The 25205-nt window shown below is 66.4% G+C and carries 22 protein-coding genes and 1 pseudogene; 4 read left to right on the forward strand and 19 right to left on the reverse strand.

The genetic code is table 11. The features are described from left to right. Position 1 precedes the first annotated feature (1 nt). The 3 genes from CupriaWKF_RS24095 to CupriaWKF_RS24105 are packed head-to-tail and all read right to left on the reverse strand — an operon-like array spanning position 2 to position 3336. On the reverse strand, positions 2-1264 hold the full coding sequence (locus CupriaWKF_RS24095; protein WP_276100969.1) for a CheR family methyltransferase: 1263 nt from the start codon (positions 1262-1264) through the stop codon (positions 2-4). Next, complete coding sequence (locus CupriaWKF_RS24100; RefSeq protein ID WP_276100970.1) at positions 1261-1749, reverse strand: chemotaxis protein CheW; 489 nt, start codon at positions 1747-1749, stop codon at positions 1261-1263. The genes CupriaWKF_RS24095 and CupriaWKF_RS24100 overlap by 4 nt, the downstream gene beginning before the upstream one ends. A gap of 27 nt (positions 1750-1776) precedes the next feature. Beyond that, entirely contained in the window at positions 1777-3336 is a 1560-nt protein-coding gene (locus tag CupriaWKF_RS24105; RefSeq protein WP_276103189.1) for a methyl-accepting chemotaxis protein, read from the reverse strand. 317 nt (positions 3337-3653) lie between these two features. Here CupriaWKF_RS24105 and CupriaWKF_RS24110 point away from each other — a divergent pair, with 317 nt between their 5' ends. Continuing rightward, positions 3654-4982: a bifunctional diguanylate cyclase/phosphodiesterase gene (locus tag CupriaWKF_RS24110; protein ID WP_276103190.1), complete on the forward strand. Its 1329-nt coding sequence runs from the start codon at positions 3654-3656 to the stop codon at positions 4980-4982. Positions 4983-5259: 277 nt separating this feature from the next. Next, positions 5260-8241 (forward strand): DUF6600 domain-containing protein, encoded by a 2982-nt coding sequence (locus tag CupriaWKF_RS24115; protein ID WP_276100971.1) that lies wholly within the window; start codon positions 5260-5262, stop codon positions 8239-8241. A gap of 75 nt (positions 8242-8316) precedes the next feature. On the opposite strand, the gene CupriaWKF_RS24120 is transcribed toward CupriaWKF_RS24115, so the two are convergent. The 9 genes from CupriaWKF_RS24120 to CupriaWKF_RS24160 form a co-directional block, all read right to left on the reverse strand. Continuing rightward, positions 8317-9489: an ABC transporter substrate-binding protein gene (locus CupriaWKF_RS24120; protein ID WP_276100972.1), complete on the reverse strand. Its 1173-nt coding sequence runs from the start codon at positions 9487-9489 to the stop codon at positions 8317-8319. 58 nt (positions 9490-9547) lie between these two features. After that, on the reverse strand, positions 9548-10255 hold the full coding sequence (locus CupriaWKF_RS24125) for an ABC transporter ATP-binding protein (RefSeq protein WP_276100973.1): 708 nt from the start codon (positions 10253-10255) through the stop codon (positions 9548-9550). After that, a complete protein-coding gene (locus CupriaWKF_RS24130; RefSeq protein ID WP_224079194.1) occupies positions 10242-11006 on the reverse strand; it encodes an ABC transporter ATP-binding protein in 765 nt (254 codons plus the stop codon). Before CupriaWKF_RS24130 ends, CupriaWKF_RS24125 begins: the two co-directional genes overlap by 14 nt. Further along, positions 10999-12021, reverse strand: a complete 1023-nt coding sequence (locus CupriaWKF_RS24135; protein WP_276100974.1) for a branched-chain amino acid ABC transporter permease — start codon at positions 12019-12021, stop codon at positions 10999-11001. The genes CupriaWKF_RS24130 and CupriaWKF_RS24135 overlap by 8 nt, the downstream gene beginning before the upstream one ends. 11 nt (positions 12022-12032) lie before the next feature. After that, positions 12033-12896, reverse strand: coding sequence for a branched-chain amino acid ABC transporter permease (locus CupriaWKF_RS24140; RefSeq protein ID WP_276100975.1), 864 nt, complete (start codon positions 12894-12896; stop codon positions 12033-12035). 518 nt (positions 12897-13414) lie between these two features. Further along, the gene (locus CupriaWKF_RS24145) at positions 13415-13762 is read right to left on the reverse strand and encodes a YkgJ family cysteine cluster protein (protein WP_346348607.1); all 348 of its coding nucleotides are present in this window, start codon (positions 13760-13762) and stop codon (positions 13415-13417) included. Positions 13763-13819: 57 nt separating this feature from the next. Continuing rightward, a complete protein-coding gene (locus CupriaWKF_RS24150) occupies positions 13820-14971 on the reverse strand; it encodes a DUF1275 domain-containing transporter (RefSeq protein WP_276100977.1) in 1152 nt (383 codons plus the stop codon). A gap of 39 nt (positions 14972-15010) precedes the next feature. After that, positions 15011-15841, reverse strand: coding sequence for a fused MFS/spermidine synthase (locus tag CupriaWKF_RS24155; protein ID WP_276100978.1), 831 nt, complete (start codon positions 15839-15841; stop codon positions 15011-15013). Positions 15842-15854: 13 nt separating this feature from the next. Then, positions 15855-16127, reverse strand: a complete 273-nt coding sequence (locus CupriaWKF_RS24160) for an HPr family phosphocarrier protein (RefSeq protein ID WP_276100979.1) — start codon at positions 16125-16127, stop codon at positions 15855-15857. A 186-nt stretch (positions 16128-16313) separates the two neighbouring features. Here CupriaWKF_RS24160 and CupriaWKF_RS24165 point away from each other — a divergent pair, with 186 nt between their 5' ends. Beyond that, a complete protein-coding gene (locus CupriaWKF_RS24165; protein WP_276100980.1) occupies positions 16314-16514 on the forward strand; it encodes a CopG family transcriptional regulator in 201 nt (66 codons plus the stop codon). Positions 16515-16544: 30 nt separating this feature from the next. Here CupriaWKF_RS24165 and CupriaWKF_RS24170 read toward each other — a convergent pair whose 3' ends face one another. From CupriaWKF_RS24170 to CupriaWKF_RS34385, 7 genes and pseudogenes are all read right to left on the reverse strand, one after another. After that, positions 16545-17075, reverse strand: coding sequence for a formate hydrogenlyase (locus tag CupriaWKF_RS24170; RefSeq protein WP_276100981.1), 531 nt, complete (start codon positions 17073-17075; stop codon positions 16545-16547). Continuing rightward, on the reverse strand, positions 17075-18625 hold the full coding sequence (locus CupriaWKF_RS24175; protein WP_276100982.1) for an NADH-quinone oxidoreductase subunit C: 1551 nt from the start codon (positions 18623-18625) through the stop codon (positions 17075-17077). The genes CupriaWKF_RS24170 and CupriaWKF_RS24175 overlap by 1 nt, the downstream gene beginning before the upstream one ends. 4 nt (positions 18626-18629) lie before the next feature. Next, entirely contained in the window at positions 18630-20084 is a 1455-nt protein-coding gene (locus CupriaWKF_RS24180; protein WP_276100983.1) for a hydrogenase 4 subunit F, read from the reverse strand. 1 nt (position 20085) lies between these two features. Further along, a complete protein-coding gene (locus CupriaWKF_RS24185; protein ID WP_276100984.1) occupies positions 20086-20745 on the reverse strand; it encodes a formate hydrogenlyase in 660 nt (219 codons plus the stop codon). A 10-nt stretch (positions 20746-20755) separates the two neighbouring features. Continuing rightward, positions 20756-21703 (reverse strand): NADH-quinone oxidoreductase subunit H, encoded by a 948-nt coding sequence (locus CupriaWKF_RS24190; RefSeq protein ID WP_276100985.1) that lies wholly within the window; start codon positions 21701-21703, stop codon positions 20756-20758. 10 nt (positions 21704-21713) lie between these two features. Further along, positions 21714-23735 (reverse strand): hydrogenase 4 subunit B, encoded by a 2022-nt coding sequence (gene hyfB / locus CupriaWKF_RS24195; protein ID WP_276100986.1) that lies wholly within the window; start codon positions 23733-23735, stop codon positions 21714-21716. Positions 23736-23864: 129 nt separating this feature from the next. Next, a pseudogene (locus CupriaWKF_RS34385) lies at positions 23865-24014 on the reverse strand (ribbon-helix-helix protein, CopG family); the annotation flags it as partial. Positions 24015-24274: 260 nt separating this feature from the next. Here CupriaWKF_RS34385 and CupriaWKF_RS24205 point away from each other — a divergent pair. Further along, positions 24275-25186 carry an IclR family transcriptional regulator gene (locus CupriaWKF_RS24205; RefSeq protein WP_276100988.1) on the forward strand — a complete coding sequence of 304 codons (912 nt, stop codon included), beginning with the start codon at positions 24275-24277 and terminating at the stop codon, positions 25184-25186. Positions 25187-25205: the final 19 nt, after the last annotated feature.

Raw genomic sequence — 25205 nt, forward strand, 5'->3', positions numbered from 1 at the left:
GCTAGCCGGTACGGGTATGGCGCTGTGCGCGCTGGCGCAGGCGCGCGGCGCCGGCGTGGTCGCCCTCGGATTCGAGCAGCGCGGCCAGATGGTAGAGGGCCTCCTGGTGGCCCGGGTCCAGGTAGATCGCGCGGCGATAGGCGTCGCGCGCGCTCGCCGCGCGGCCGCTGGCGTCATGGAGCACGCCAAGCATGCAGCAGGCATCGGCGCTCGGGCCCTGGCTGGCAATCAGCGCTTCGCAGGCCGCGGTAGCCGCTTCCAGCTCGCCGCGATCGGCCAGCGTTGAAATCCTGGCGAGCGCGTCAGCCGGTTCACCGGCTGACGGCTGCGGGCGGTGGTGGCTTGGCCGTGGCGTGCGCATCGCTGGCGCAGCGGTTGCATGAAGCGCGGCCGGCCGGGGCGGCACACTGGCAGTCACCCTTGCGGGCGTGGCACTGCCCTGCATTGGCCATACAGTGCGCGCTTCACCCGGCAGCGGCTTGTGAAACGCAAAGGCCAGCGGTACCCCGGCGGACTGCAAGCCTTGCGCGCTGAGCAGGCTCGCTTCGGCAGGGCCGACGAAGATCATGCCATCGCTCGCAGCCAGCCGCACCAGGGTTTGCACGGCGCGCCGCTGCACGTCGGCATCGAAGTAGATCAGCAGGTTGCGGCAGAAGACGAAGTCATACGGCGCCTCGCCGGACAGCAGGTCGGGGTCGAGGAGGTTGCCCAGCTGCGTCTGCACCAGTTCGCGCACGCGCGCGTCAAGCGCGAAACCGCCCGCGCAGGGCTTGAAATAGCGGTCGCGGAAATCCAGCGGCGCGCCGCGGAAGGCATTGCTGCCATAGATCGCGGCGCGCGCGCGTGCCAGGGCGCGTGCGCTGATATCCAGGGCATCGATGCGCAGGCGCGCGGGCGGGATGCCTGCGTCGAGCAGTGCCATGGCGATCGAATAGGGCTCTTCGCCGCTGGCGCAGGGCAGGCTCAGCACACGGAGTTGCCGGGGGGGGTTGCCGGACACGCGCCCGGCCGCAAAGCGCCCAAGTGCGAGCAGCGCCTCGCGGTGCCGGAAGAACCATGTCTCGGGGACGACCACGGCTTCGATCAGCGCCTGGAACTCGTCCGGGTGGCTGTGCAGCAGGTTCCAGTAAGCCGCTACATCGTGCGCTTGCAAGGCGGCCTGGCGCTCGCGCAGCGCGCGTTCGAGCGCGCCGGGGCCAATCGATCTCGCATCCAGCCCGATGCGCGCCTTCAGCAATGCCTCGATATGGGTTGCCGTGCTCATGGCAAATACGCCGGGCAAGCGTCACGCGCGGCGTCGAACAGCATGGCGTGGACGTCGTCGGGCAGCAGCGCGTGGACCCGCACCCATTGCACCAGGCCACGCTGCTCGTCATGGCGCACAGGGCCCAGGTAGCGGGCGGTGCCGGCATGGATGCCAGCATCGACGAACGACTCCGGCGCACAGCGCAGGGTCTCGGTGGCATGCTCCAGACGCAGCCCGAGCAGGCGCGGCGCATCGCCTTCGCGGCGCCGGTAATCGACCAGCACGGTGCGCGTGCTGGTGCGCTGCGCCGAGGCGGCGCCCGTGGCAAGCGCGCACAGGTCGATCACCGGCACCGGCTGCCCGCGCCGCGACAGCACGCCGGCCACCCATGCGGGGGTGCCGGGAATCTGCTTGAGCGCGGTCAGCGGCAGGACCTCGGCCACTTCGGTGGCATCGAGCGCATAGTGGTCATTGCCGAGCCGGAACAGCAGGAACAGCTTCATCGGCGCACGGCCTCCCGCCCCACGACGCTATACCTTGAAGCGCGAGACGCCGCTGCGCAGCTCATTGGCCACCAGCGTCAGCTCGTCGATGGCCAGGCTCGACTGGCGCAGCGACTCGACGGTCTGCTGCGCGGCTTCGGACAGCTGCATCAGCGCCTGGTTGATCTGCTCGGCGCCGCCGGCCTGCGCCTGCATGCCTTCGTTGACCATCTGCACGCGCGGCGCGAGCGACTGCACCTGCCCGATGATCTGCGACAGCTGGTCGCCCACCTGGGTCACGTCGGACATGCCGCGGCGCACCTCTTCCGAGAACTTGTCCATGCCCATCACGCCGGCGGCCACTGCGGACTGGATCTCGCGCACCATCTGTTCGATGTCGTAGGTGGCGACCGCGGTCTGGTCGGCCAGGCGGCGGATCTCGGTGGCCACCACCGAGAAGCCGCGGCCGTATTCGCCGGCCTTCTCGGCCTCGATCGCGGCATTGAGCGACAGCAGGTTGGTCTGGTCCGCCACCTTGGCGATGGTCGTGACCACCTGGTTGATATTGCCGGCCCGTTCGTTGAGCGTGGCGAGCTTGGCATTGACCGAGCCGGCCGCGTCCATCACGTGCTGCATGGTGGCTTCCATGCGCGACAGCCCGACCTGGCCCGTGCCCGCGAGCCCGGCGGCCTGCTCGGCCGCGTTCGAGACTTCGTTGATGGTGCGGACCAGGTCGCGCGCGGTGGCGGAAATCTCGCGCGACGTGGCGCCGATCTGCGTCGTGGTGGCGGCGGTCTCGGTGGCGGTGGCCTGCTGCTGCCGCGCGGTCGCGGCAATCTCGTTGACCGAGGTGGTGACCTGGATCGCGGAGCGCTGCGCCTGGCCGACCAGCGAGGTCAGCTCGCCCGTCATCTGGTTGAAGCCTTCCTCGACGTCCTGGAACTCGTCGCCGCGCTTCAGCGCCATGCGCAGGCGCAGGTCGCCGCCGCGGATGCCGGCCAGGAGGCCGACAATGGAGCGCATCGGCACGGTAATCGCGCGCAAGAGCAGATAGCCGCAGATGGCCGCTACCGCGACCGCCACGAGCAGGGCCACCTCGATGCCTACCTTGGCCGAGCCGACCGCGTCGTTGATGCCGCGCGCCGCGCGCTCGTTGACAGCATTGTTGTCGTCCACCATGCTCTGCGCGAGCTTGCGCACCTCCGCCCATGCGTGGTTGGCGTCGCCGCGCAGCAGCGCTTCCGCAGCCTCGTTGCCCTTCCAGCTTGCCGGCTCCAGCAGCGGCAGCGCCACCTGCTCAAACCTGGCCTTGGCCGCCTTGTACTGGCCGAAGTTGGCGCGGTCATTGTCGCGGGTGATGGTGGTCTCGTACTGCTGCTCGAACCGGTCCAGCCGCTGGCGGACATCGGCGACTTGCTTCTGGTAGGCCTGGCGCTGGGAGTCGCTGGTGGCCTTGACGGTTTCCCAGGCCAGCACATAGATCTCGCCCCAGGCGCCGCGGATGCTGGTGCTGTGGTCGAGGCCCGGCAGGGCGTCCTTGAGCATCAGGGTGGTTTCCCGCTCGATCGACGACAGCCGGTTGTAGGCCACAACCCCCATCAGTGCCATGACCAGCAGGATGAAGGTAAAGCTTGCCAGGATGCGATTGCGGATGGTCCAGTGGTTCAAGGCTCGGTTCCCGTTTTCGTTCTTCTTCAGCGGCAGCCGCCGCGCCCGGCGCCGGGCCGGCTGTGCGGCGATGCGCGGTAGGGTACTGTAACGCCGGGGCGGTTTCAACGTTGCGCGCCGCTCAGGGGGCGGGCGTTGCTACGCCGCATTGGCGCGCGGGCTGGAATGCCTGAAGCGCTTGCTTTTTTCATGGTTTTCGTCACACTTCCAGAATCGCAGATCTGGTAACAATGTCGATAATTGCAAAAGAGGCAGGGATGGTGGCCAAGTCGGGGGCGAAAGCGGCTGGCGCTTCGCCAGACGGGGAGACCGATCCGCTGACCGGGGTCGGGAATCGCGGGGGATTCCTAAAGCGGCTGGAGGCGCGCCTTCATAGCGAGGCCGTGCCCCGTTGCGCGCTGCTGCTGATCGGCATCGACGATTTCCGCGCCTTCAATGATATGCATGGCCATGCCGAGGGCGATCTGATCCTGCAGGGCGTGGCACGCCGGCTGCGCGACGCATCGCCGCGCGATGCCGTGATCGGCCGCATCGGCAGCGACGAGTTCTCGGTGCTGCTGCCTTCCATTTCGGACCCGACCCTGGTGCGGCACGTCGGCGCCGCCATTCTTTCCATGCTGTCCGCCCCGCACGAGTACAGCGGGCGCCGCCACCACGTGCTCGCCAGCATCGGCGCCTGCGTGCTGCCGGCTGCCGGCGATCTCGCGTCGGACGCGCTCGCGGCGGCCAGCCTGGCGCTGGCCCGCGCCAAGCACGATGGCGGGCGCACCATCCGGTTTTTCAAGCCGCAGATGCGGCAGGACGTGACCACGCGGCTGTCGCTGGTCCAGGCGCTGCACGAGGCGTACGCGCAGCGCCAGTTCGAACTGCATTACCAGCCCCAGGTCGACCTGCGCGATGGCCGCATCCTGGGGGCCGAGGCGCTGCTGCGCTGGCGCCATCCGACGCGCGGCCTGCTCGCGCCGGCCAGCTTCATCGATGCGCTGGCGTCCAGCAGCGTGGCCAGCGACGTAGGCATGTGGCTGCTGCAGACCGCCTGCGCGCAAGCGCGGGCGTGGGCGCTGACATTGCCGCAGGCACCGCGCGTGGCCATCAACCTGTTCGCGGCGCAGCTGGCCGAAAGCCGCCTGGTGACCGAGGTGCGCCACGTATTGCGCGCCCTGGAGCTGCCGCCGACCAGCCTGGAGATCGAGATCACCGAGACCATCGCCCTGCAGCAGGGCGACGAGGTGTCCGACCAGCTCCAGGCGCTGCGGCGCGACGGCGTGACCCTGACCTGCGACGATTTCGGCACGGGCTACGCCTCGCTGAGCTTCCTCAAGTCGTTCCCGGTGGACCGGCTGAAGATCGACCAGTCCTTCGTGCGTAACGTGACTCAGGACCCGGTGGATGCCGCCATCGTCCGCTCCGTCATCAACGTCGGGCAAAGCCTGCAGATCGACGTCGTGGCCGAAGGCGTCGAAACGGTGGAGCAGCGCGACTTCCTGCTGGCCAACGGCTGCTGGGAGGCGCAGGGATACCTTTACGGCCGCCCGATGCCTGCGGAGCGCCTTTCCGAGCACTTGCGCAATCAGGAAACCCGCTGATCCATTTCCTTTCGCCTGCGGCGCGTCCCCGGGGACAGGCCACGGAGTTGTATCCAGCTTTCACCGCCTCTGGCCGGCTCCCGGCAGGATGCGCGCGCGCCATCCGCGCCAGTGGCGCCTGTTGAGGCGGTGCGGGGCCGATTGCGCTGCGGCGCGGCGAAATACCCGCTTACAAAGTCCTGTGCGCTACCGGTGCCGGTGCGCGTTGGTTGGGATATCTACACTGATAACAGGATGGTCCCGCGTGACTGGGGCCCTTCAACCATCATTTCCAGCCATGCCTCCTTTCCCTAGATTCGATGGCGCCGACCGCGGCACTCCCCGTGTGCCGGCAACCGGCCGGCTGCGCCTGCTTGCGGTGGCGGCCGGACTCGCCCTGGCGCTCGTGCAATGGCCCGCGCAGGCCCAGCCATCGCCGCTGGGCGATCCCACCGCGCAAGTCGGGCAGACGGATCCTTCGTCGCGCATCGCGACCCTGACAGACGTTCAAGGCAACCTCAGCTTCGCGCCTGCCGGATCCGACGACTGGGCCGCGGCCAGGCTGAACCGTCCAATCACAACAGGCGACCGCCTGTGGGTGGACAACGGCGGACGGGCTGAACTGCACGCCGGTTCCACGGCCATCCGCCTGGGCGGTGCGACCGCCGCCAGCGTACTGAACCTCGATGACAACGCCACCCAGGTCAAGCTGACGCAAGGCACGCTGCAGCTGCGGGTGCGGGCGCTGCCGCCCGACCAGTCGGTCGAGGTCGATACGCCCAACCTGGCCTTCGTGCCGCGCGAGCCGGGTGATTACAGGCTGGACGTAGCGCCCGACGGCAGCACCACCACCGTGACGATGCGGCATGGCCGCGCCGTCATCTATGGCGACAACCGCTCGCTGGAAATGCGGCGCGGCGAGCAGATGAGCTTTGCCGGCACCGACCTGGCCGATGCGGGTTCGGGCGGTATTCCGCCGGGCGATGCCTTTGACCGCTGGACCGCCGCGCGCGATGCGCGCGAGGACGCCTCGCGCTCGGCGCGTTATGTGCCGCGAGAGATGACTGGCTACGCCGCGCTGGATGACTACGGCGACTGGCAGGAAGACCCCGGCTATGGGGCGATCTGGTTCCCGCGCGTGGTGGACACCGGCTGGGCGCCGTACAGCACGGGCCACTGGGCCTGGATCGCGCCGTGGGGCTGGACCTGGGTTGACGACGAGCCGTGGGGGTTCGCGCCGTTCCACTATGGCCGCTGGGCGCATATCGGCAACCGCTGGGGCTGGGTGCCGGGCCCGTATGTGCCGCGGCCGTGCTATGCGCCGGCCTTGGTCGCCTTCGTCGGCGCAAGCGGCCCCAACTGGAGCGTGAGCATTGGCGGCGGGCCCGGTGTCGCCTGGTACCCGCTTGGTCCGCGCGATGTGTACCGCCCGGTCTACCGGGCCAGCCCGGCGTACATTACGCAGATCAACCAGGTGACGGTCAACAACGTCACGATCAATGAACGGCTCCGCGGCGAGCCGCGCTTTAACCGCGATGTGCCGGGCGCCATCACGGGAATGCCGGCGCGCAATTTTGTCGAGGGCCGGCCCGTGCCGCGCGACATGCATCGCGCGGAATGGCGCAATCTGCCGGCTGGCGAAGCCAGGGGGGCGCCGCCCGTGGCGCCGGTCAAGAGCAGCCTGCTTGGTGCCGCCCCGGTCCATCAGCTGCCGCCGCAGGCGCGGCAGGGGTTTGAACGGGAGGCAATCGCTGCGCGCGCGCCTGGCCGCCCGGCGCAGGATGAACTCGCCCGGCGTTTTGCCCGCGAGGGCGGCGTTGTGCCCGGAGCCGGCCCGGCATGGCGCGGCGGCGACATGCGGTCAAGGCACCCCAACGCGCCGGCCGTACCCGAGGTGCGCATGAGCCAGGCGGCAATGGCAGCTCCTGGACGCGTGCCGCAGGGCCCCGAAGGCCGCGGGCCGGGCACGCGGCCGGACCAGGCACGAGGCATGGCGCAGGCGCCGGATGCGCAGCGGCAGGGGCAGGAGATGCAACGCCAGCAACAGGCGATGCAGCGCCAGCAGATGGATCAGCAGCGGCAGATGCTGGAACAACAACGCCAGCAACAGCCGGGTCACGCCGACGGCCGGGGCCTGAGCACGCGACCAGACCAGGCGCATGGCATGGCGCAGGCGCCGGATGCGCAGCGGCAGGGGCAGGAGATGCAACGCGAGCAACAGGCAATGCAGCGCCAGCAGATGGATCAGCAGCGGCAGATGCAGGAACAACAACGACTGCAACAGGCCGGTCACGCCGATGGCCGGGGCCTGAGCACGCGACCTGACCAGGCGCGTGGCATGGCGCAGGCGCCGGATGCGCAGCGGCAGGGGCAGGAGATACAACGCCAGCAGATGGATCAGCAGCGCGCCATGCAGGAGCAGCAGCACCAGCAGCAGTCCGCGCAACGCCAGCAGATGGAACAGCAGCGTGCCGCGCAGGATCAGCAGCGCGCCATGCAGGAGCAGCAGCGCCAGCAGCAGTCCGCGCAACGCCAGCAGATGGAACAGCAGCGTGCCGCGCAGGATCAGCAGCGCGCCATGCAGGAGCAGCAGCACCAGCAGCAGTCCGCGCAACGCCAGCAGATGGAACAGCAGCGTGCCGCGCAGGATCAGCAGCGCGCCATGCAGGAGCAGCAGCGCCAGCAGCAGTCCGCGCAACGCCAGCAGATGGAGCAGCAGCGTGCCGCGCAGGATCAGCAGCGCGCCATGCAGGAGCAGCAGCGCCAGCAGCAGTCCGCACAGCGCCAGCAGATGGAGCAGCAGCGTGCCGCGCAGGAACAGCAGCGCGCCATGCAGGAGCAGCAGCGCCAGCAGCAGGCCGCGCAACGCCAGCAGATGGAGCAGCAGCGTGCCGCGCAGGAACAGCAGCGCGCGATGCAGGAGCAGCAGCGCCAGCAGCAGGCCGCACAGCGCCAGCAGATGGAGCAGCAGCGTGCCGCGCAGGAACAGCAGCGCGCGATGCAGGAGCAGCAGCGCCAGCAGCAGGCCGCACAGCGCCAGCAGATGGAGCAGCAGCGTGCCGCGCAGGAACAGCAGCGCGCGATGCAGGAACAGCAGCGTGCCATGCAGGAGCAGCAGCGCCATCAGCAGGACCAGCAGCGGCAGATGCAGGAACGCCAGCGGCAACAGCAGCAACAGCAACAGCAGCAGATGGACCAGCAGCGCCAGCAGCAGCGCGCGCAACAGGATCGCGGGCACATGGAGGCCCGCAACGGCCAGCGGGACGGCGACGGCCGCTAGCCGGTCCGCAACCGGGCAAAGCAACACGGGCCGTCAGGGTGTCCCCTGACGGCCCGTGTTGCTATGTCCGCCGGCTTACTTGGCCAGTTCCGACAGGCGGACCGGCGAGATCTTGCCGTTCTGCACCCAGCCTACCACGGTGTCGGCGACCGAACCGCCCTTGGCATCGATGCCTTCCACCTCGTTCGGGTTGGCGTCCTTCGGCAGCGCCTTGACGGCATCCGGCATCTTCGCGCGGATCGCCGCGGCATCGCTGGTGGTGCCGGCCAGCTTCATCGCACCGGCCAACGCATACACCATGGTGTAGTTCAGCGACATCTCGGTCGTGGCATCGCGCCCGTCGTGCAGCTTCTTGTACCTGGCATTGAAGCTCTGCGCGGCCGGGCGGCCGTCGTTGACCAGCGGCAGCACGCCGATCGAGCCTTCCAGCATGGCCAGGCCGTTGGTGACCTTGGCCATCTCGTCCATCTTGGCCTGGTCCATGATGATGAAGCCGCCCTTGAAGCCGAGCTCGCGCGCCTGCTTGACTACCAGCGCGGTCGGCTCGGACGGGCCGCCGATGAACATCACGTCGGGCTTGTCGGTGATGGCGCGCGACACGCCGCTGTAGAAGTCGGTGGCCTTGGTATAGGACATCGGGTTGTTGCCGACGACCTTGCCGCCCGCGCCTTCCCAGGCCGGGACGAAGGCCTGCACCCAGGCCTTGGCGTAGTCGTGGTCGGCCGGCGTCAGCGCCACGTTCTTGCCGTAGCGCTTCATCTGCGCCTTGACGAAGGGCTCGATGTAGCCGGTGTAGGCGGGCGGGATGCGGATGGTCAGCTTGTTGCCGGCATCGGTGATGCGCGGCACGCTCGAATAGGCCATGACCAGGAACTTCTCCTGCTCGTTGAAGGCCTGCAGCGCGAAGATGCCGCCCGAGTGCGGCACGAACACGGCGGTGGTCTTGTGCTGCTGCACCAGGCGGCGCGCGTTGATCGCGGCCTCGGCGGGCGAGTACTTGTCATCGAGCGCCACGACTTCGAGCTTCACCTTCTTGCCCTTGACCTCGAGGCCGGCGGCGTTGATCTCGTCCACGGCCATCTGCACGCCCGACAACACGTTCTTGCCATACAGCGCGGCGCCGCCCGACAGCGGGCCGGTGTAGCCGATCTTGACGACCTCCTGGGCCAGTGCCGCGCCCGAGGCCAGCATGGCGGCGACGGCGGTGGCCGCGAGCGGGAAGAGTCGGCGGAAGGTGTTGCTCTGCATGTCTGTCTCCTTTATGGATGCTTACTGCGCTGGTCCAGCTTGATAGAAGCGCGGCTTCCTAGCCGCCGATATATGCCTTGCGAATGCCCTCGTCCTTCAACAGCGAATCGCGGTCCCCCTCCATCACGATGCGCCCGCTTTCGATCACATAGGCCCGATGCGCGATGCCCAGCGCCGCATAGGCATTCTGTTCCGCCAGCAGCACCGTGGTGCCGGCGCGGTTGATGCGCTGGATGATTTCGAACATCTGCTTGACCACCAGCGGTGCCAGGCCCAGCGAAGGCTCGTCGAGCAGCAGCGCTCGCGGACGGCTCATCAGCGCGCGGCCGAGCGCGACCATCTGCTGCTGACCGCCGGACAGCGAACCCGCGGGGTCGTCCTGCTTCTGGCGCAGGATCGGGAACATCTCGTACACCTCTTCGAGCGTCTTGCGCATGCCGGCGGCATCGCGGCGATGCACGTAGGCGCCGAGCGTCAGGTTCTTCTCCACGCTCATGGCCGGGAACAGCTTGCGGCCTTCCGGGCAATGCACGAGCCCCGCCTGCACGATCTGCGACGGCTTCATGCCCGACAGCTCGCGGCCGTCGAAGCGCATGCTGCCGCTGCTGATGCGGTGGATCGCGCTCAGCGCCAGGAAGATCGAGCTCTTGCCGGCACCGTTGGCGCCGAGCAGCACCACCAGCTCGCCGGCGCCTGCATGCAGGGTGATGTTGTCCAGGGCACGGAAGCTGCCATACGACAGCGAGACGCGTTCAAGCTGCAACATGGTCGGCTCCCAGGTAGGCTTCGATGACATGCGGATCCTGCTGGATCTGCGCGGGCGTGCCCTCGGCAATCTTCTCGCCGTAGTTCAGCACCATGATCTTGTCGGCCAGGCGCATGATCATGTCCATCTTGTGTTCGATCAGGCAGACCGTCTTGCCGTGGCGGACCATCTTGCGGATCAGTTCGGCCAGGCCCACGGTTTCCTCCGGGTTGACGCCGCCGGCCGGTTCGTCGAGCAGCAGCAGTTCGGGGTCGGTGGCCAGCGCCAGTGCAAAGGCCACGCGCTTGCGCGCTTCCTGCGTGATGTCGGCGGCGATCTCGTGGGCCAGGTGCGTGAGGCCTACGAAGTCGAGCGCCGCTTCCGCCTTCTCTCGGCACAGCCGCTCCTCCTCGCGCAGGCGGCGCGTGTTGAACAGGACGTCGCCAAGGCCTGAGCGCGTGCGCAGGCGGTGGCCGACGATCAGGTTGTCCAGCACTGTGGCGCGGTCGAACAGCGCGGTCGCCTGGAACGTGCGCGCCACGCCGAGCCGCGCGATCTGGTCGGCGCGCAGGCCGGCCACGTCCTGCCCCTTGAACAGGACCTGGCCCGAACTCGGCGCATGCGTGCCGGCGATCAGGTTGAAGAAGGTGGTCTTGCCGGCCCCGTTGGGGCCGATGATGGCGTTGATATGTCCCTGCTCGAAGGTCACGGACACATCGTTGACCGCGGTCAGGCCGCCGAATTTCTTGGTCAGGTTGCGGATCTCAAGCACGGTCGGCTCCAGCGGGGGTGGCTACGGGGGAGGCAGCGGGGGAGGCAGGCTGGCGGTTGCCGCGGCGCGCGGCCGCGGCCTTGCGCGCCTGCTTCTTCAGCCAGGAGCCGACGATGCCGTCCGGGAAGAAGATGATCAGCAGGATCAGCACCGGGCCGAACACCAGCATGCGGTAGTCCTGCAGGAACTGCAGCGTCTGCGTGACCCACGGCACCAGCACCGCGCCCAGCAGCGGCCCGAACAGCGTGCCGGTGCCGCCGACCAGCATTGCCATCACCATGTCGAAGGTCAGGTCGGTGCGCGCGATATCGGGGCCGAGGAAGCGCACCTGGCCCGCGTAGAGCGCGCCCGCGAAGCCGGCGTAGCCGACCGACAGCACGAACGACAGCACCTTGGTGCGCATCAGGTTGATGCCGAGCGCCTCGGCCAGCGCGTCGCTGTTGCGCACGGCCATGAAGCTGCGGCCCAGCAGCGAGGTGACGATGCGGTGCATCAGGAAGGTGCCGGTCACCAGGAAGGCCAGCACCAGGTAGTACTGCGCCGGCACGCTGTCGAACGTGACGGGGCCGATCGCCGCCGGCACCGGGATGCCGATCAGGCCCACCGTGCCGTGCGTCAGGCTTTCCCACTTCTCGATCAGCAGATAGATGATGTAGCCGATGCACATCGTGAAGATAGAGAAGTAGTGTCCCTTCAGTCGCAGCGATACCAGGCCCACCACATAGCCGACCGCCATGCTGACCACGCCCGACAGCGCGAAAGCCAGCCAGAACGGCATCTGGTGGTCGACCGTCAGGATGCCCAGCGTGTAGGCGCCGATGGCCATGAAGCCGCCATGCGCGAGATTGAGCTGGCCGGTGTAGCCGGTGATCAGGTTCAGCCCGAGTGTGGCGATGGCGTAGATGAAGGCCAGCGTCATCACGGTCAGGTAGTAGCTGTTGGGCGCGATCAGGGGGAACGCAATCGCCAGCGCCAGCAGCAGGGTCCAGCCGGTCTTTCCTTGCAGTGCTTTCATGGTCGTATTCCTCAGGCCGCCTTGCCGGCGAACAGGCCTTGCGGCCGGATCGACAGGATCACCACCAGCAGCACGAAGGCGATGATGTCCTTGTAGTCGGTCGATACATAGAAGCCGCCGAAGCTTTCGGCCATGCCGATGATCAGCCCGCCGGCAATGGCCCCGGGAATGCTGCCCATGCCGCCCAGGATGATGATGACGAAGGCCTTGGTGATGACCAGGTTGCCCATGCTCGGGTAGACCAGGTTGATCGGCGCGTAGAGCGTGGCGGCGATGGCGGCGAGCGCGCCGGAGATGGCGAACACCAGCAGCGTCACGCGCGTCGCGTCGATGCCGACCAGCGCGGCGCCTTCGCGGTTCTGCGCCATGGCCATGATGGTAGCGCCGGTCATGGTGCGCGTGAGGAACAGGTGCAGCAGCACCATCAGCGCGAACGCGGCGGCAATGATCAGCAGGCGCTGCAGCGGCGCGGTCAGGCCGAACAGGTCCACGACCTGCCCGTAAGGCGTCGGCATGCGGTGGAAATCCGCGCCCCACAGTGCCTGCGCGCCGGCTTCCAGGAACAGCAGGATGCCGATGGCCGCGATCATGTCGTGCAGCTCGGGCGCGTTGCGCAGCGGATGGAACACCAGCCGGTCGGCCAGCATCGACAGCATCGCGACCACCACCGCCGCGCCGAGCATCGCCAGCCAGTAGTTCATGCCGAGCGACGTCATCAGGTAGTACGAGACGTAGGCGCCGGCCATGTAGAACGCGCCGTGCGCAAAGTTCGGCACGTGCAGGATGCCGTAGACCAGCGTCAGGCCAAGCGCCACCAGGCTGTACACGCCGCCCAGCGTCAGGCCGTTCAGGATCTGTTGAAGGAACAATGCCACAGGCTCACCTCGTGCGGTTCACGAAACAGGGCACGCGCCGGCCGCAAGCGGGCGCGCGGATTCATGGCGGCAGCCTTGGGCCGACGCGCATGCGGAAGTGGGGATCAGTCGAGGGCTCGGGCCGCCGCAAGCGATGCCGGGTCCGGATTGGCGCGGTGCGCCGATCGAGTGCCGTGCTCGCGGACAGGTGCGTACTGCTGATGCTGCATGGTTTGTCTCCTATGCGATGCGGTCTGCGCTGTTGCGCCGCGGTGCCGGTCGTGGCCGGCGACGCCGTTGCGTGGAAGCGATAATTCCCGCACGGTCGTTCGTTTTCAACGACTTTTGCATAGGGCCAAAGGGCCAGTCAAGGAAACCGGCCTAGTATTCCGCAGGGCGAAATAGCGGGCTGCTGCGGGGCCTGCGGGCAGCATTTGACATAGAGGAAATCCCTGACTGGGGTGCGGGATGCAGGGGCCGCATTGGTCAGGTCACGGGGCAGGGCACGCATCGTCCATGGCGGACCGCTGGCTCCTGCTTCAGACCAGCACGTGACGTGTCTCTGCAAAGAAGCGCTGAATCTCTTGTTCGATGTCCGGGTCGATCATTTTGTCCGGCCTGTTTCCGTTCGGACAGGCAAGCCTTGGGGTGGTGCCAAACAAGCGACAAATCAGCGGACGCTCCGCATACACGCTGCAACCCCTGGCATCAAGATGAGGGCAGCTCAGGTTTGCTAGCGCAGCCTCGTGCTCGGCCTCACTCTTGACGGGAAGCCTTGACATCTCTTCCGACGACGTTGTCACGGGACCACAACAGTCATGACATCCAGGGGTGCACTCGAATGTGGGAATTCGCGAGCGAAGAAATCTGATTTTTTGACTATTCATTGGCGCAGGTTCAGGCAGCCGGTCATCAGAAGCGGGGGCCGATCTCTTGCAGGTACATCAACGGCCGGGCAGATGCCGCACGAGCCAGATCGACGCCGACATTGCGGCAATAATCCAGAGCGCTACGATCAACATCGCCGCAGCGTAGCTGACGGGGCGATTTGCGGCCTCTGCCGCGGCTGCACGATGCTGGCGCATCACGTCAACCGGAATCCATCGTATTGCCAGCAGCAAGGCGAGAGGCACCAACACCATGTCGTCCAGATGGCCAAGCACCGGAATGTAATCAGGAATCAGGTCAATGGGTGACAAGGCATAGGCGGAGACCGGCAAGGCAATCGCCTTCGCATACCATGGTGTGCGGGGATCCTGGGCGGCCAGCCATACCGCATGCACATCCTGCCTGACTGCATGCGCCCAGCGCCGGGACCGTGCGAGCAGATGAGGCAGAAGATCACGGCGCCACAAGTGCAGACGCACATCGTCCAGGACCGGGACGGCAGCGAGCGCGACCAGCAGGGCTGCCAGCGCAAGCGTGGCGCTGAACCCGACGTGCTTGAACCCCAGCGCGCCAATCACGCCACCGGCAAAGAACAATGCGACCAGTGTGATGAGTACCCGCAGCTTGTGCCGATTGGCGAGCACCAGTGGCTTGCCAGGATCGGCTCTGGACAGGTTGCAATAGAACAGCTTGCCGAGCTCGATGCCGATGTCGGTGACCATGCCGGTCACGTGCGTGGTGCGGATCTCGGCGTTCGACAGCTTGGTGACCATGGCATTTTGCAAGCCCATGATGAAACAGAGCACCATGACCGTTGCTGGTACAAACAACCATTCGTGGTGCTCGAGATTGCCGCCGAGCAGGCCAAAACACACCAGCAGCGCGGCCTCCAGCATGAGCGGCAATGCATATTCGCTATGCAGCCTCTCGCGCCGGGCCCAGTTGATCAGCACCGCCGAGCAGGCCGCGCCCGCCAGGAACGACAGCAGGGCCCCCAGGCCATCCAGCATCAGCCAGAAACTGCCAAGCGCCAGGTTGTCGGCCATGGCGGACACGATGCCCGACATGTGCGAGGTGTACTGCTGCACAGCCAGGAACCCGCCCGCGTTGGTCGCCCCGGCGACAAAGGCCAGGTAGCAGGCCAGTTGCCGATTGATTCCGGGATTGCGCTCCTTCCCGGTGAGCCTGCGCAAGTACAGGATTGGCATGGTCGCGTTGATCAGGGGGCTGTGCGCGAGAGGGGGAGGTCAGGACAGAATCTGCGGCCTTGCCAGCTTATGCCAGGCGGCGCGATCCGACGCAAGCTGCTCGCCGCGCTTCAGGCGGCGGGCAGCCGTAGTGAGTTTCAGTGAATGCGCCGTTTCCAGGATGCGCGCCCGCGCCATCAGCGTGTCCAGGGAGGGCAGCCTGTGCGCGCCCTTCCAGGCAAACAGCGTGTAGTTGGCGCTGTCCTCCGAAAGGGAAATTGACATCGAATTGCCGAACGCGGTGCTGACTTCCTCCAGATAGAGCGGGATATCGGGATCGCTTTCGAGGAAATTGGCGACCAGCACGCCCGTATCGCTCAAGCGTGCATGACAGGCCGCATAGAAGTCAGCCGTGCCCAACTGCACTGGCATGCCGTCGGCCAGGAACCCGTCCACCAGGATCACGTCCGGCCGCGCATTCTGGTTCGCGACATATTCGGCGCCATCCGCGCAGACCACCTCGAGTCGTTCGTCGTCCGGCGGGATCTGGAACTGCTCGCGCAGGGCAATGACCGCCGGGTTGATTTCGATCGCCACAATCGTGGTGTTGGGCAGATGCCGGTAGCAATATTTGGCAAGAGAACCGCCACCCAGGCCGATCATCGAGATTCTGGCTGGAGTCGGGTGCAACAGCAGGAATCCCATCATCGTCCGGGTATATCCCAGCACGAGCTTGTCGGGGTCCTTGCGCGACATGAAGCTTTGGGTAGCCAGCGCGTCGAAATGCAGCGACAGGGCGTGCTGGGTTTCCAGCACCTGCGGCGTGCCGTCGTTGGTCGCCTCGGCAAGAAATTTCAGATAAGCCTCAAACGAGGAGCGGTCGGCGAGCATCTGTCGGTTTCCATTAGCGCGGTCTGGGGAGCGCTTCCCCCCTGAGCAAGGCGGCGATGGTGACGATCGCGGCGGCCTCGTCCACGCCGTCCGCCTGGATGCACAGGTGTGTTCCCACGCGGGCGGACAGGCGCATGACCTCAAGCACGTTCTTGGCGTTCGCGATCCAGGGGCCGTTGGTGAGTCGGATCTCGCACTCGAACTGATTGGCCGTGAAAGCCAGTCGCGCCGAATTGCGTCCTTGAAATCCGTCCCTGGCAGTTGCCTCTAACGTCACCTCTACCACTGTGTCCTCATTGAAGAATAGTGAACTCCAGGACGCCTACGTGCTGGCTTCGCCTGTGTATTACTCGGCACGCGTCTAATGATTGGACTCTCAGAGGCATGGCGGTATGGCATCGGGTGAGCGTGGCGGGCGTCGTAGTTGTATGTAATGATAATGCAGTTATCACACAATGACACTCCAGCACGTATGGAATCCAAGACTGCCCGCCTGACCGTACTAATCGATCCGGTGAAGAAACAGGCCCTTGAGACGCTGTGTGCCGCCCAGGACCAGACACCGTCTCAAGTTGTTCGCCAGCTGATTCGCGACTATTTGCAGGAGCACGAGGTGGACTACGCCACCAGGCCGAGGGTCGGCACGCCCAGGATGGCGAAGGAAGGCGGCTGACACTGATACGTAGTAGAACGGGCAATCGCGCTAGCGCCGTGCGGAACCGGTCTGCCGCCGTCGCACGGCGTTCAGAATTCCGCGCAGGATCTCGATGGGGGGCGGTGGACAGCCTGGCACGGCTAAGTCGACCGGGATGACGTTGGCGACGCGGCCGCAGCTCGCATAGCTTTCCCCGTAGATCCCGCCGGTACAGGCGCAATCGCCTGTCGCCACCACCAGTCTTGGTTCGGGCGTCGCCGCGTAGGTGCGCCGCAGGGCCTCTTCCATATGACGCGAGACGGGTCCGGTCACCAGCAGCATGTCGGCATGGCGCGGGCTGGCGACGAACTTGATGCCCAGGCCTTCGATGTTGTAGTAGGGGTTGCCGAGTGCATGGATCTCCAGCTCGCAGCCATTGCACGAGCCGGCGTCGACCTGGCGGATCGTCAATGCCCGGCCGAGAATGTCGAGCAGTTCCTGGTGGATGTGTTGAACAGAGGCAGCCTCACCCTCCGCGCAAGGCGGCGCAGGCTCGGTGACGATGCCGGTGCGGACGATCTGCTTGAGGATTTGCCACATCAGAGGTCGTGCCCCGAATAGCTGAGGTTGAATGATTTGTTGATGAGCGGGAAGTCCGGCACGATATTGCCGATGATGGCGTGCTCGAGCACCGGCCAGTTCTGCCACGACGGGTCGTGGCAATGGCAGCGCAGGATACGGCCGTCATCGGCAAGTTCGAGCGAGACGAAGACCTCCCCACGCCAGCCCTCCACCCATCCCGCCCCGATCGTGGCGGTGCCGGGCGCCTGCGGCACGATTCGCGCGGCGCCCTCCGGCATGTCTGTACAGATGGCCCGGATCAGGCGCAGCGACTCCAACACTTCGTCGAATCGCACCGCCACGCGGGCGGCGACATCGCCGGCACTGTGGGTGGCCATTTTCACTGCCAACGCGTCGTAGGGCAGCCAGGCGTAGTCGCAGCGCAGGTCCGCCGCGCGGCCGCTGGCACGCCCTGCCAGGCCGGTAAGCCCAAGCTCGGCAGCAAGCTGCGGCGACACGCGGCCCGCCCCAAGAAAACGGTCCTGCAGTCCGGCATGCTCGTCGTACACCGCGCGCAGGGTACGGACTTCCTGCTCGATACGGTCGCACTGCTGCCGCAGGCGCTCAAGCATGGCGGGCGTCAAGTCCTGCGCAACGCCGCCTGGTACCACGGCATCCATCATCAGCCGATGGCCGAAAGCCTCTGCGGACAGCCGCTGCCAGTCTTCGCGCAGGCGCGAGAATTGCGCCAGGCCGAAGGCCAGCCCCGCGTCGTTGCCCAGCGCCCCCAGGTCGCCCAGGTGATTGGCCACCCGCTCGCGCTCTAGCATCAGGGCGCGCAGCCAGCTTGCCCGCGGCGCGGGCGCGCAGTCCCAGGCGGACTCCAGCGCCATGCAGTAGGCCCAGGCATAAGCCACGGTGGAATCGCCCGAGACCCTTCCGGCCAGCCGGCAGCCCTCGAGCGGTGCCAGTTCGGTGAAACGCCGCTCGATGCCCTTGTGCGTGTAGCCCAGGTGTTCTTCCAGCCGCAGCACCTTCTCGCCGACCACGGAAAAGCGGAAGTGACCGGGTTCGATGATGCCGGCATGTACCGGGCCGACCGCAATCTCGTGCACCCCATCTCCCTCCACACGCACGAAAGGATAGTCGGCAGGCAGTTTGCCGGCCGTGGCCACACCCGCCTGCGCGCCGCTTTGCAGCGGCCGCGGCCCAGGCGGCCACAGGCCGTGGTCCAGCCAGGGCCGGACATCACGGCTGCCCTGCACGGCGATACCCACCAGGTCGGTCATGGCACGCTGCATCCGGTCCGCGCTTGGGAATACGCCGCTGAGATCCGGCACTACGGGCGCGGCACCATCAAGGCGTAATTCGAGCCATATCAGTCCTCGCGGCACGGCGTACGCTGCACATGCCGCCAAGGTACCGCCGATGGCAAGCCGGTCGACGCCCCATAGCGCGACCAGGCGCCCGCCAGCGTCAGCCACCGCGCGGGCCGTTGCGGACCAGTCATCCTGCCCGACCAGGCCATGCCAGAGCGGCAGCGGCGCGGGCAACTGCTCCAGATCGAGGCTGAGATCTGCTGGTGTCATCGGCTCAGCTCCCCAGCATTGCGGCGGCCTGCCGGTACCAGGTGTTGAGATACGGCGGGACATAGAGACCCAGCATCAGCCCCAGGGCGAGGTGTGTGAACACCGGGACCAGGGCTGGCGGATGCGCCAGCGGCTTGAGCGTGGTGTCGCCGAAGACCATTGGCTGCACCCGGCTGAACACCGCCGCGAACGCCAACCCGAGTGCGATCAGCAGGAAGGGCGTAGCCCACGGCTGCTCGCGCATGGCGGTGGTGACGATCAGGAACTCGCTGGCGAAGACGCCAAACGGCGGCATGCCCAGGATGGCGAGCGCCCCCAGCATCAGGCCCCAACCCACCGTGGGGCTGACGCGGATCAGTCCGCGGATGTCGTCCATGACTTGCGTGCCCGCTTTCTGCGCGGCGTGGCCGACGGCGAAGAAGATCGCAGACTTGACCAGCGAATGCACCGTCATGTGCAGCAGGCCGGCATAGCTGGCGATCGGTCCGCCCATGCCGAAGGCGAAGGTCATCATCCCCATGTGCTCGATGGATGAATACGCAAACATGCGCTTGATGTCGCGCTGCCGGATCAGGAAGAAGACGGCTGCCACCACCGATACCAGGCCGAATCCCATCATCAGGCGGCCGGTGAGATGGTTGCCCAGTGCCGCATCGGTCAGCACCTTGCAGCGCAGCACGGCATAGAGCGCCACATTGAGCAGCAGGCCGGAGAGCACGGCCGACACGGGGGTAGGGCCTTCCGCGTGCGCGTCCGGCAGCCAGTTGTGCAGCGGGACCAGCCCGACCTTGGTGCCATAGCCGATAAACAGGAAGGCGAACGCCAGCGTGATGATGTTGGGATCGAGCTGGTGCTTGACCGCGTCCAGATTGGTCCACAGCAACGCGCCACCCTCCGCGCCGATGACTTTCTCGGCGGCCATGTAGAGCAGCACCGTGCCGAACAGCGCCTGGGCAATGCCCACCCCGCACAGGATGAAGTACTTCCATGCCGCCTCCAGGCTGGCCGCAGTGCGGTAGACGCTTACCAGCAGCACCGTCGTCAGCGTGGCAGCTTCCATCGCGACCCAGATGATGCCCATATTGTTGGTCGTCAGCGCCAGCAGCATGGTGAAGGTGAAGAGCTGGTACATGCTGTGGTACAGGCGCAGCCGCGGCGGCGTCATCTTGCCGTGGTCGTGCTCCACCCGCATGTACGGCCGCGAAAAGATCGAGGTGGTCAGGCCCACGAATGCGGTCAGCGCTACGAGGAATACGTTCAGCGGGTCAATGTAGAACTCCCGGCTCCAGACCAGCATCGGGCCGTCGGCGACGATTTGCGCCGTCAGGACACAGGAGGCGAGGAACGTCCCCAGGCTGAAGGCGACATTGATGTCGCGTGCGCGCTCGCGATGCCCCACCAGAGCCAGTACCAGCCCGCCGGCGAGCGGACATGCGAGCAACAGGGCAAGCGCAATCAACTCAATCCTCCTTCAGTTTTTCAAGATGGCGGATATCCAGGCTGTCGAACTGCTCACGGATCTGGAACATGAACACACCTAGGATCAGCACGCCGATCAGCACATCCAGCGCGATGCCCAGCTCGACCACCATCGGCATGCCGTAGGTCGCGGCGGTGGCCGCGAAGAAGAGGCCATTCTCCATTGCCAGGAAGCCGATGACCTGCGGCACCGCCTTGGAGCGCGTGATCATCATCAGGAAGGACAACAGCACGCAGGCCAGCGCAATGCCCAGCGTGCCGCTGGCGAGCTTCAGCGACAGCCGCGCGATTGGCATGGTGAGATTGAAGGCGAAGATCACCACCAGGATGCCGATCAGCATCGTGGTGGGAATGTTGATCAGCGTCTCGACATCGCGGCGGATCTGGAGACGATCGATAACGCGGTGCAGCAGGTAGGGGATGAGCAGCACCTTGAGCATGGCGGTCAGGCCGGCCGACAGGTAAAGGTGCGGCTGGCCCGTCACGTAGCCGACGACGGCGGTGGCCACTGCCAGCGTCGCGCCCTGTAGCGTGAACAGGTTGATCAGCGACAGGATTCGTCGCTGCGAGATCATGGCGAAGGCGAGGATCAGGAGCACCGCACCAAGGAGGTTGACGAACTGGGTGAGGAGCGCAGTCATTGCCGGGTGCTCAGTGAGCCAGCAGCAGGTGGACCAGCATGCCGATCACCGCCAGCAGAAAAGCGGTGGCCAGAAATTCCGGCACGCGGAAGATGCGCATCTTGGCGCTCACCGTTTCCAGCGCCGCCAGCAGGATTCCACCCACGATGAGCTTGAACAGCAGCGCGGGCAGCGCCAGCAGCATGGCCAGGGGAGCCTGCGCTTCCGCGACTCCCCACGGAAAGAACAGCGCCAGGCCGATGCAGGAATAGGCAAACAGCTTCAGGCTTGCCGCCCACTCCAGAAGCGCCAGGTGCCGGCCCGAGTATTCCAGGATCAGCGCCTCGTGGATCATCGTGAGCTCGAGGTGGGTGGCGGGGTTGTCGACCGGCACGCGGGCGTTCTCGGCCAGCGATACCATGGTGAACGCCACGCCGGCAAACGCCAGTCCCGGATAGATGGCCAGGTCCCGGTGCGCAATCGTCTCGACAATGGTGGTGAGCGAGGTTGACTTGGAGACCAGCGAGGCGGAGAACAGCACCATCAGCAGCGCCGGTTCCGCCAGGAAGCCGACCAGCATTTCGCGCCGCGCACCGAGGGTTCCGAAAGCGGTGCCGACGTCCATTGCCGCCAGCGAGATGAAGACCCGCGCCAGCGCGAACAGGCCGACCAGGGCGATCGCGTCCGCGGCCGGAGCCAGCGGCAGGTCCGTGGACACTGTAGGGACGATCGAGCAGGCCAGCGCCATGCAGCCGAACACCACATAAGGCGTGGCGCGAAACAATGGCGACGCGTTATCTGCAATCACCGATTCCTTGTTAAACAGCTTGTGCAGCATTCGGTACGGCTGCCAGATGCTGGGCGCCGACTTGTTCTGCAGCCAGGCCCGCCACTGATTGACCCAGCCGGTCAGCAGGGGCGCAAGCGTAATCGAGATCACGATCTCGATCAGCTGTGACAGAATCCCCGTCAGGCTCATGTAGCCCTCATCACATCACGGCCAGCAGCGTGGCGGCCAGGGTCAGGAAGCTGTACAGCAGGTACGCCGAGATGCGTCCCTGCTGCATCAGGCCAATCAGCCGGGCCAGATACGACGCCAGATCGATCACCGGGACGTACAGCCAGCGCCAGAAATGGTCCGCCACCGTGACCCGGTAGCGCGGCTGTTCATCGAATGGCGTCGGCAAGTCACGGCGCATCAGGAAAAACGGTTCAAAGATCTGGCGGATCGGCTGACCGAAACCCTCGGCCGTGTCCTGCATGCGCGCGGTGCCCCATGGGAAGCCGCAAGCCCACGGCGGGCTGCGGCGAAGCCGGCCGTGGTAGAAGCGGCGCACCAGCAGAAAGGCGAGCGCAAAACTGGCCAGAATGCCGAGCAGGAAAATGACCGGCCCGTAGCTGGCCTGGGCCTGCCCATTGGGTGCCAGCAACCAGTCACTGGCCGCGGTCCGGGCGCCCAGTCCGCTTGCCACCAGCTGCTGCGTCACCGGATCGATCAGCTGGACGAATTGCGTCGGCAGCAGGCCAAGCGCGATACAGCCCAGCGCCAGCCACAGCATGCCCGCCCGCTCCCAGCGGCCGGTGTCGTGCGCGTGGACCAGCTTGGGCTCGCGGGGCTGGCCGAGGAAGATCACGCCGAAGAACTTGACCATGGTGTAGCCGGCCAGCGCCGCCACCAGCGCGATCAGCGCGGCAACCACCGGGATCAGCATGGTCAGTATCGGTTCGGGAAGACCCGGCGTGAACAGGAAGCTTTGCAGCAGCAGCCACTCCGAGACGAAGCCGCCGAGCGGCGGCAGCCCCGCGCTGGCCAGCACGCCCAGCAGCGTCAGCCAGCCCACCCAGGGCATATAGCGAATCAATCCACCCAGCTTGCCGAGGCTTCTCTCCTCGGTGGCGTGCAGCACGCTGCCGGTTCCCAGAAAGAGCAGGCTCTTGAAGAAGGCATGGCTGGCGACATGATAGAGCGCAGCCGTCAGCGCCAGGGCGGCCATTGGCCTCATGCCGTAGGCCGAAAACAGCAGCGTCAGGCCCATGGCAACGAAGAGCAGGCCCATGTTCTCGACTGACGAATAGGCCAGCAGCCGCTTCATGTCGGTCTGCACCGCGGCGAAGACCACGCCGAACAGCGCGGTGGCCAGCCCAACCGCGAGCAGCAATCCGCCCCACCACCACAGACGCATCTGCAGCAAGTCGAAGCACACGCGCAACAAGCCGTAGATTGCCGTGTTGAGCATGACGCCACTCATCATTGCCGATACCGGCGAGGGCGCAGCCGGATGCGCCTCCGGCAGCCAGACGTGCAGCGGTAGGATGCCAGCCTTGGCGCCGAACCCGAACAGGGCGAGCAGGAAGCCGGCGGAGGCCCAGAACGGCGTCAGCGCCTGGGCGCGCATATTGGCAAACGTGTAGTCGCCGGTGTTGGCCTGCAGCACGCCAAAGCACAGCAGGATCGCGATCGCCCCGATGCGGGCCATCGTGATGTAGAGATAGCCTGCGGCGCGCACTTCGGCGATGCGGTGGTTGGCGGTTACCAGGAAGAATGAAGACAACGCCATGGTTTCCCACATCACCATGAACGAGTACGCGTCGTCTGCCAGGATCACCCCGGCCATACTGGCGAGAAACAGATGGTATTCAAGGCAAAGCAGGCCCGGCGGCGTGCCTTCCCCCTTGCGGAAGTAGCCTGCCGCAAACGTCGAAATGCCAGCCGCTGCGCCCCCCATGACCATCAGGAAGTAGGCCGACAGGCTGTCGAGCCGGACGTGGAACGGCAGCGCGGGCAGGCCGATCGGCAGCACGGCAGCTTCAGGCGTGCCGAACACAGCGTGCAGCGCAAGACCGGACAGGGCCAGTCCCAATGCTCCCCCGATGGGGAATAGCACGCGGGATACCAGGGCAAACCGATGCAGCACCAGGATTCCTGCCACGCCGACAAGCAGCCAGGCGCCAACCACGATCAGGATCCAGTCGAGATGGAGCCATTGCGCGAGAGGGGGCACGCTGCTCATGGCTCAGGCTCCGCGACGGGCTGCCCGGCGCTTGGCGGGGGGCGCCGCACCGCGCCGCGACGGCAGCTCCATCGGTGGCCTCTCGTTGCCATTGGCTTCCGCTTTGGCCGTGTCCACGCCGCTAGGGACATATTGGACGCCATGCTGGACCAGGTAGTCGCGGATGAGGCGCCGGATCACCTGCGAGGCGGTCAGATCCTGCTGTGCGCAAAGGTGCTCGAAGGCAGCCTTCTTGTCGGGATCGATGAGCAGCGTAAGCCGAGCGGTCTTTTGCTCCATGGGAGCCTCAAGATGGCAATACGATGATGACGTGAATCACATCATAGATGATAAGCATGCGAATCCAAAGGGGCGGCCGTTGCCATTCGCTGCTGCTCGAATTGACAGCATGATCCCGCGCGATGGGGTGAGAATTGGGCTAACCCATTGATTCGGCTATATATAGATGGCGTTTCTGGCGCACATGTTTTCCCTACATAGCCAGGGGCGGGGGCCGCCGGAACTGGTATCTAGTCAGGCAGGACAATACTCAGCCCTGCATGAAGCGCTCGACCTCCATCCCGGCACCGCCGCCCGACGCCGCCCACGTCATGCCCGCCATGCCCTGCGGCGCGGCGGAGCCGGCCGAAGACCGCAACTTTGTCACCGCGCTCGCGCGCGGCATGGAACTGCTGCGTGCGTTCGGGCCGCATGACGACTACCTGGGCAATGCCGAGCTGTCACGCCGCACCGGCATTCCGCGGCCCACCGTGTCGCGCCTCACCTACACGCTGGCCTCGCTGGGCTACCTCACCTATATCGAGTCGATGGAGAAGTACCGGTTGGGGCAGGGTGCAATGGTGCTGGGGCATCGCTACATCTCGGGCGCGGGCATCCGCGAGATCGCGCAGCCGCTGATGCAGTCGCTCGCGTTCACGACCGACTGCACCGTTGCGCTGGCCATGCCTGACCGCCATGCGATGGTCTACCTGGAATCGTGCCAGCCGCGCGGCGCGCTGGTGATCCGGCTTGCGCCCGGCGCGCGGCTGCCGATGGCCACCTCGGCCATGGGGCGCGCGTGGCTGGCCGGGCTGGACAGCGCGCACCGCGAAGCCGCGCTCGCCGAGCTGGAGCGTCACTACGGCGCGCGCTGGGCGCCGGTGCGCAGCAAGATCGAGCGCTCGCTGCGCGACCATGCGCGGTGCGGCTTCTGCGTGGCCCACGCCGAGTGGGACCGCACCGTCAGCGGGGCCGCGGCGCCGCTGCGGCTCGAAGGCAGCGGCGAGGTGCTGGCGCTGAACATCGGCGGCGCCGCGACGCGGCTCTCGCCGGAAATCCTGGAAAGCAACCTGGGCCCGCGTATCCGCGAACTGGCCCAGGCGCTGCAGGCGCGGCTGTGGCAGGCCGGTGCCGGGCGGCAAGGATCGACACGTACGGCGCCGGCAGCGTCCGGCGCGCGCGAAGCCAACTGAAAGCAGACTCAGACGAGGA

It is taken from the genome of Cupriavidus sp. WKF15, from assembly GCF_029278605.1.
GTDB lineage: Bacteria > Pseudomonadota > Gammaproteobacteria > Burkholderiales > Burkholderiaceae > Cupriavidus.

Excerpts from the sequence above, each read along its gene's own strand:
- CupriaWKF_RS24095 (WP_276100969.1), bottom strand. The coding sequence starts at position 1,264 with ATGAGCACGGCAACCCATATCGAGGCATTGCTGAAGGCGCGCATCGGG.
- CupriaWKF_RS24100 (WP_276100970.1), bottom strand. The coding sequence starts at position 1,749 with ATGAAGCTGTTCCTGCTGTTCCGGCTCGGCAATGACCACTATGCGCTC.
- CupriaWKF_RS24105 (WP_276103189.1), bottom strand. The coding sequence starts at position 3,336 with ATGGCACTGATGGGGGTTGTGGCCTACAACCGGCTGTCGTCGATCGAG.
- CupriaWKF_RS24110 (WP_276103190.1), top strand. The coding sequence starts at position 3,654 with ATGGTGGCCAAGTCGGGGGCGAAAGCGGCTGGCGCTTCGCCAGACGGG.
- CupriaWKF_RS24115 (WP_276100971.1), top strand. The coding sequence starts at position 5,260 with ATGCCTCCTTTCCCTAGATTCGATGGCGCCGACCGCGGCACTCCCCGT.
- CupriaWKF_RS24120 (WP_276100972.1), bottom strand. The coding sequence starts at position 9,489 with ATGCAGAGCAACACCTTCCGCCGACTCTTCCCGCTCGCGGCCACCGCC.
- CupriaWKF_RS24125 (WP_276100973.1), bottom strand. The coding sequence starts at position 10,255 with ATGTTGCAGCTTGAACGCGTCTCGCTGTCGTATGGCAGCTTCCGTGCC.
- CupriaWKF_RS24135 (WP_276100974.1), bottom strand. The coding sequence starts at position 12,021 with ATGAAAGCACTGCAAGGAAAGACCGGCTGGACCCTGCTGCTGGCGCTG.
- CupriaWKF_RS24145 (WP_346348607.1), bottom strand. The coding sequence starts at position 13,762 with ATGAATAGTCAAAAAATCAGATTTCTTCGCTCGCGAATTCCCACATTC.
- CupriaWKF_RS24150 (WP_276100977.1), bottom strand. The coding sequence starts at position 14,971 with ATGCCAATCCTGTACTTGCGCAGGCTCACCGGGAAGGAGCGCAATCCC.
- CupriaWKF_RS24155 (WP_276100978.1), bottom strand. The coding sequence starts at position 15,841 with ATGCTCGCCGACCGCTCCTCGTTTGAGGCTTATCTGAAATTTCTTGCC.
- CupriaWKF_RS24165 (WP_276100980.1), top strand. The coding sequence starts at position 16,314 with ATGGAATCCAAGACTGCCCGCCTGACCGTACTAATCGATCCGGTGAAG.
- CupriaWKF_RS24170 (WP_276100981.1), bottom strand. The coding sequence starts at position 17,075 with ATGTGGCAAATCCTCAAGCAGATCGTCCGCACCGGCATCGTCACCGAG.
- CupriaWKF_RS24175 (WP_276100982.1), bottom strand. The coding sequence starts at position 18,625 with ATGACACCAGCAGATCTCAGCCTCGATCTGGAGCAGTTGCCCGCGCCG.
- CupriaWKF_RS24185 (WP_276100984.1), bottom strand. The coding sequence starts at position 20,745 with ATGACTGCGCTCCTCACCCAGTTCGTCAACCTCCTTGGTGCGGTGCTC.
- CupriaWKF_RS24190 (WP_276100985.1), bottom strand. The coding sequence starts at position 21,703 with ATGAGCCTGACGGGGATTCTGTCACAGCTGATCGAGATCGTGATCTCG.
- hyfB (WP_276100986.1), bottom strand. The coding sequence starts at position 23,735 with ATGAGCAGCGTGCCCCCTCTCGCGCAATGGCTCCATCTCGACTGGATC.
- CupriaWKF_RS24205 (WP_276100988.1), top strand. The coding sequence starts at position 24,275 with ATGAAGCGCTCGACCTCCATCCCGGCACCGCCGCCCGACGCCGCCCAC.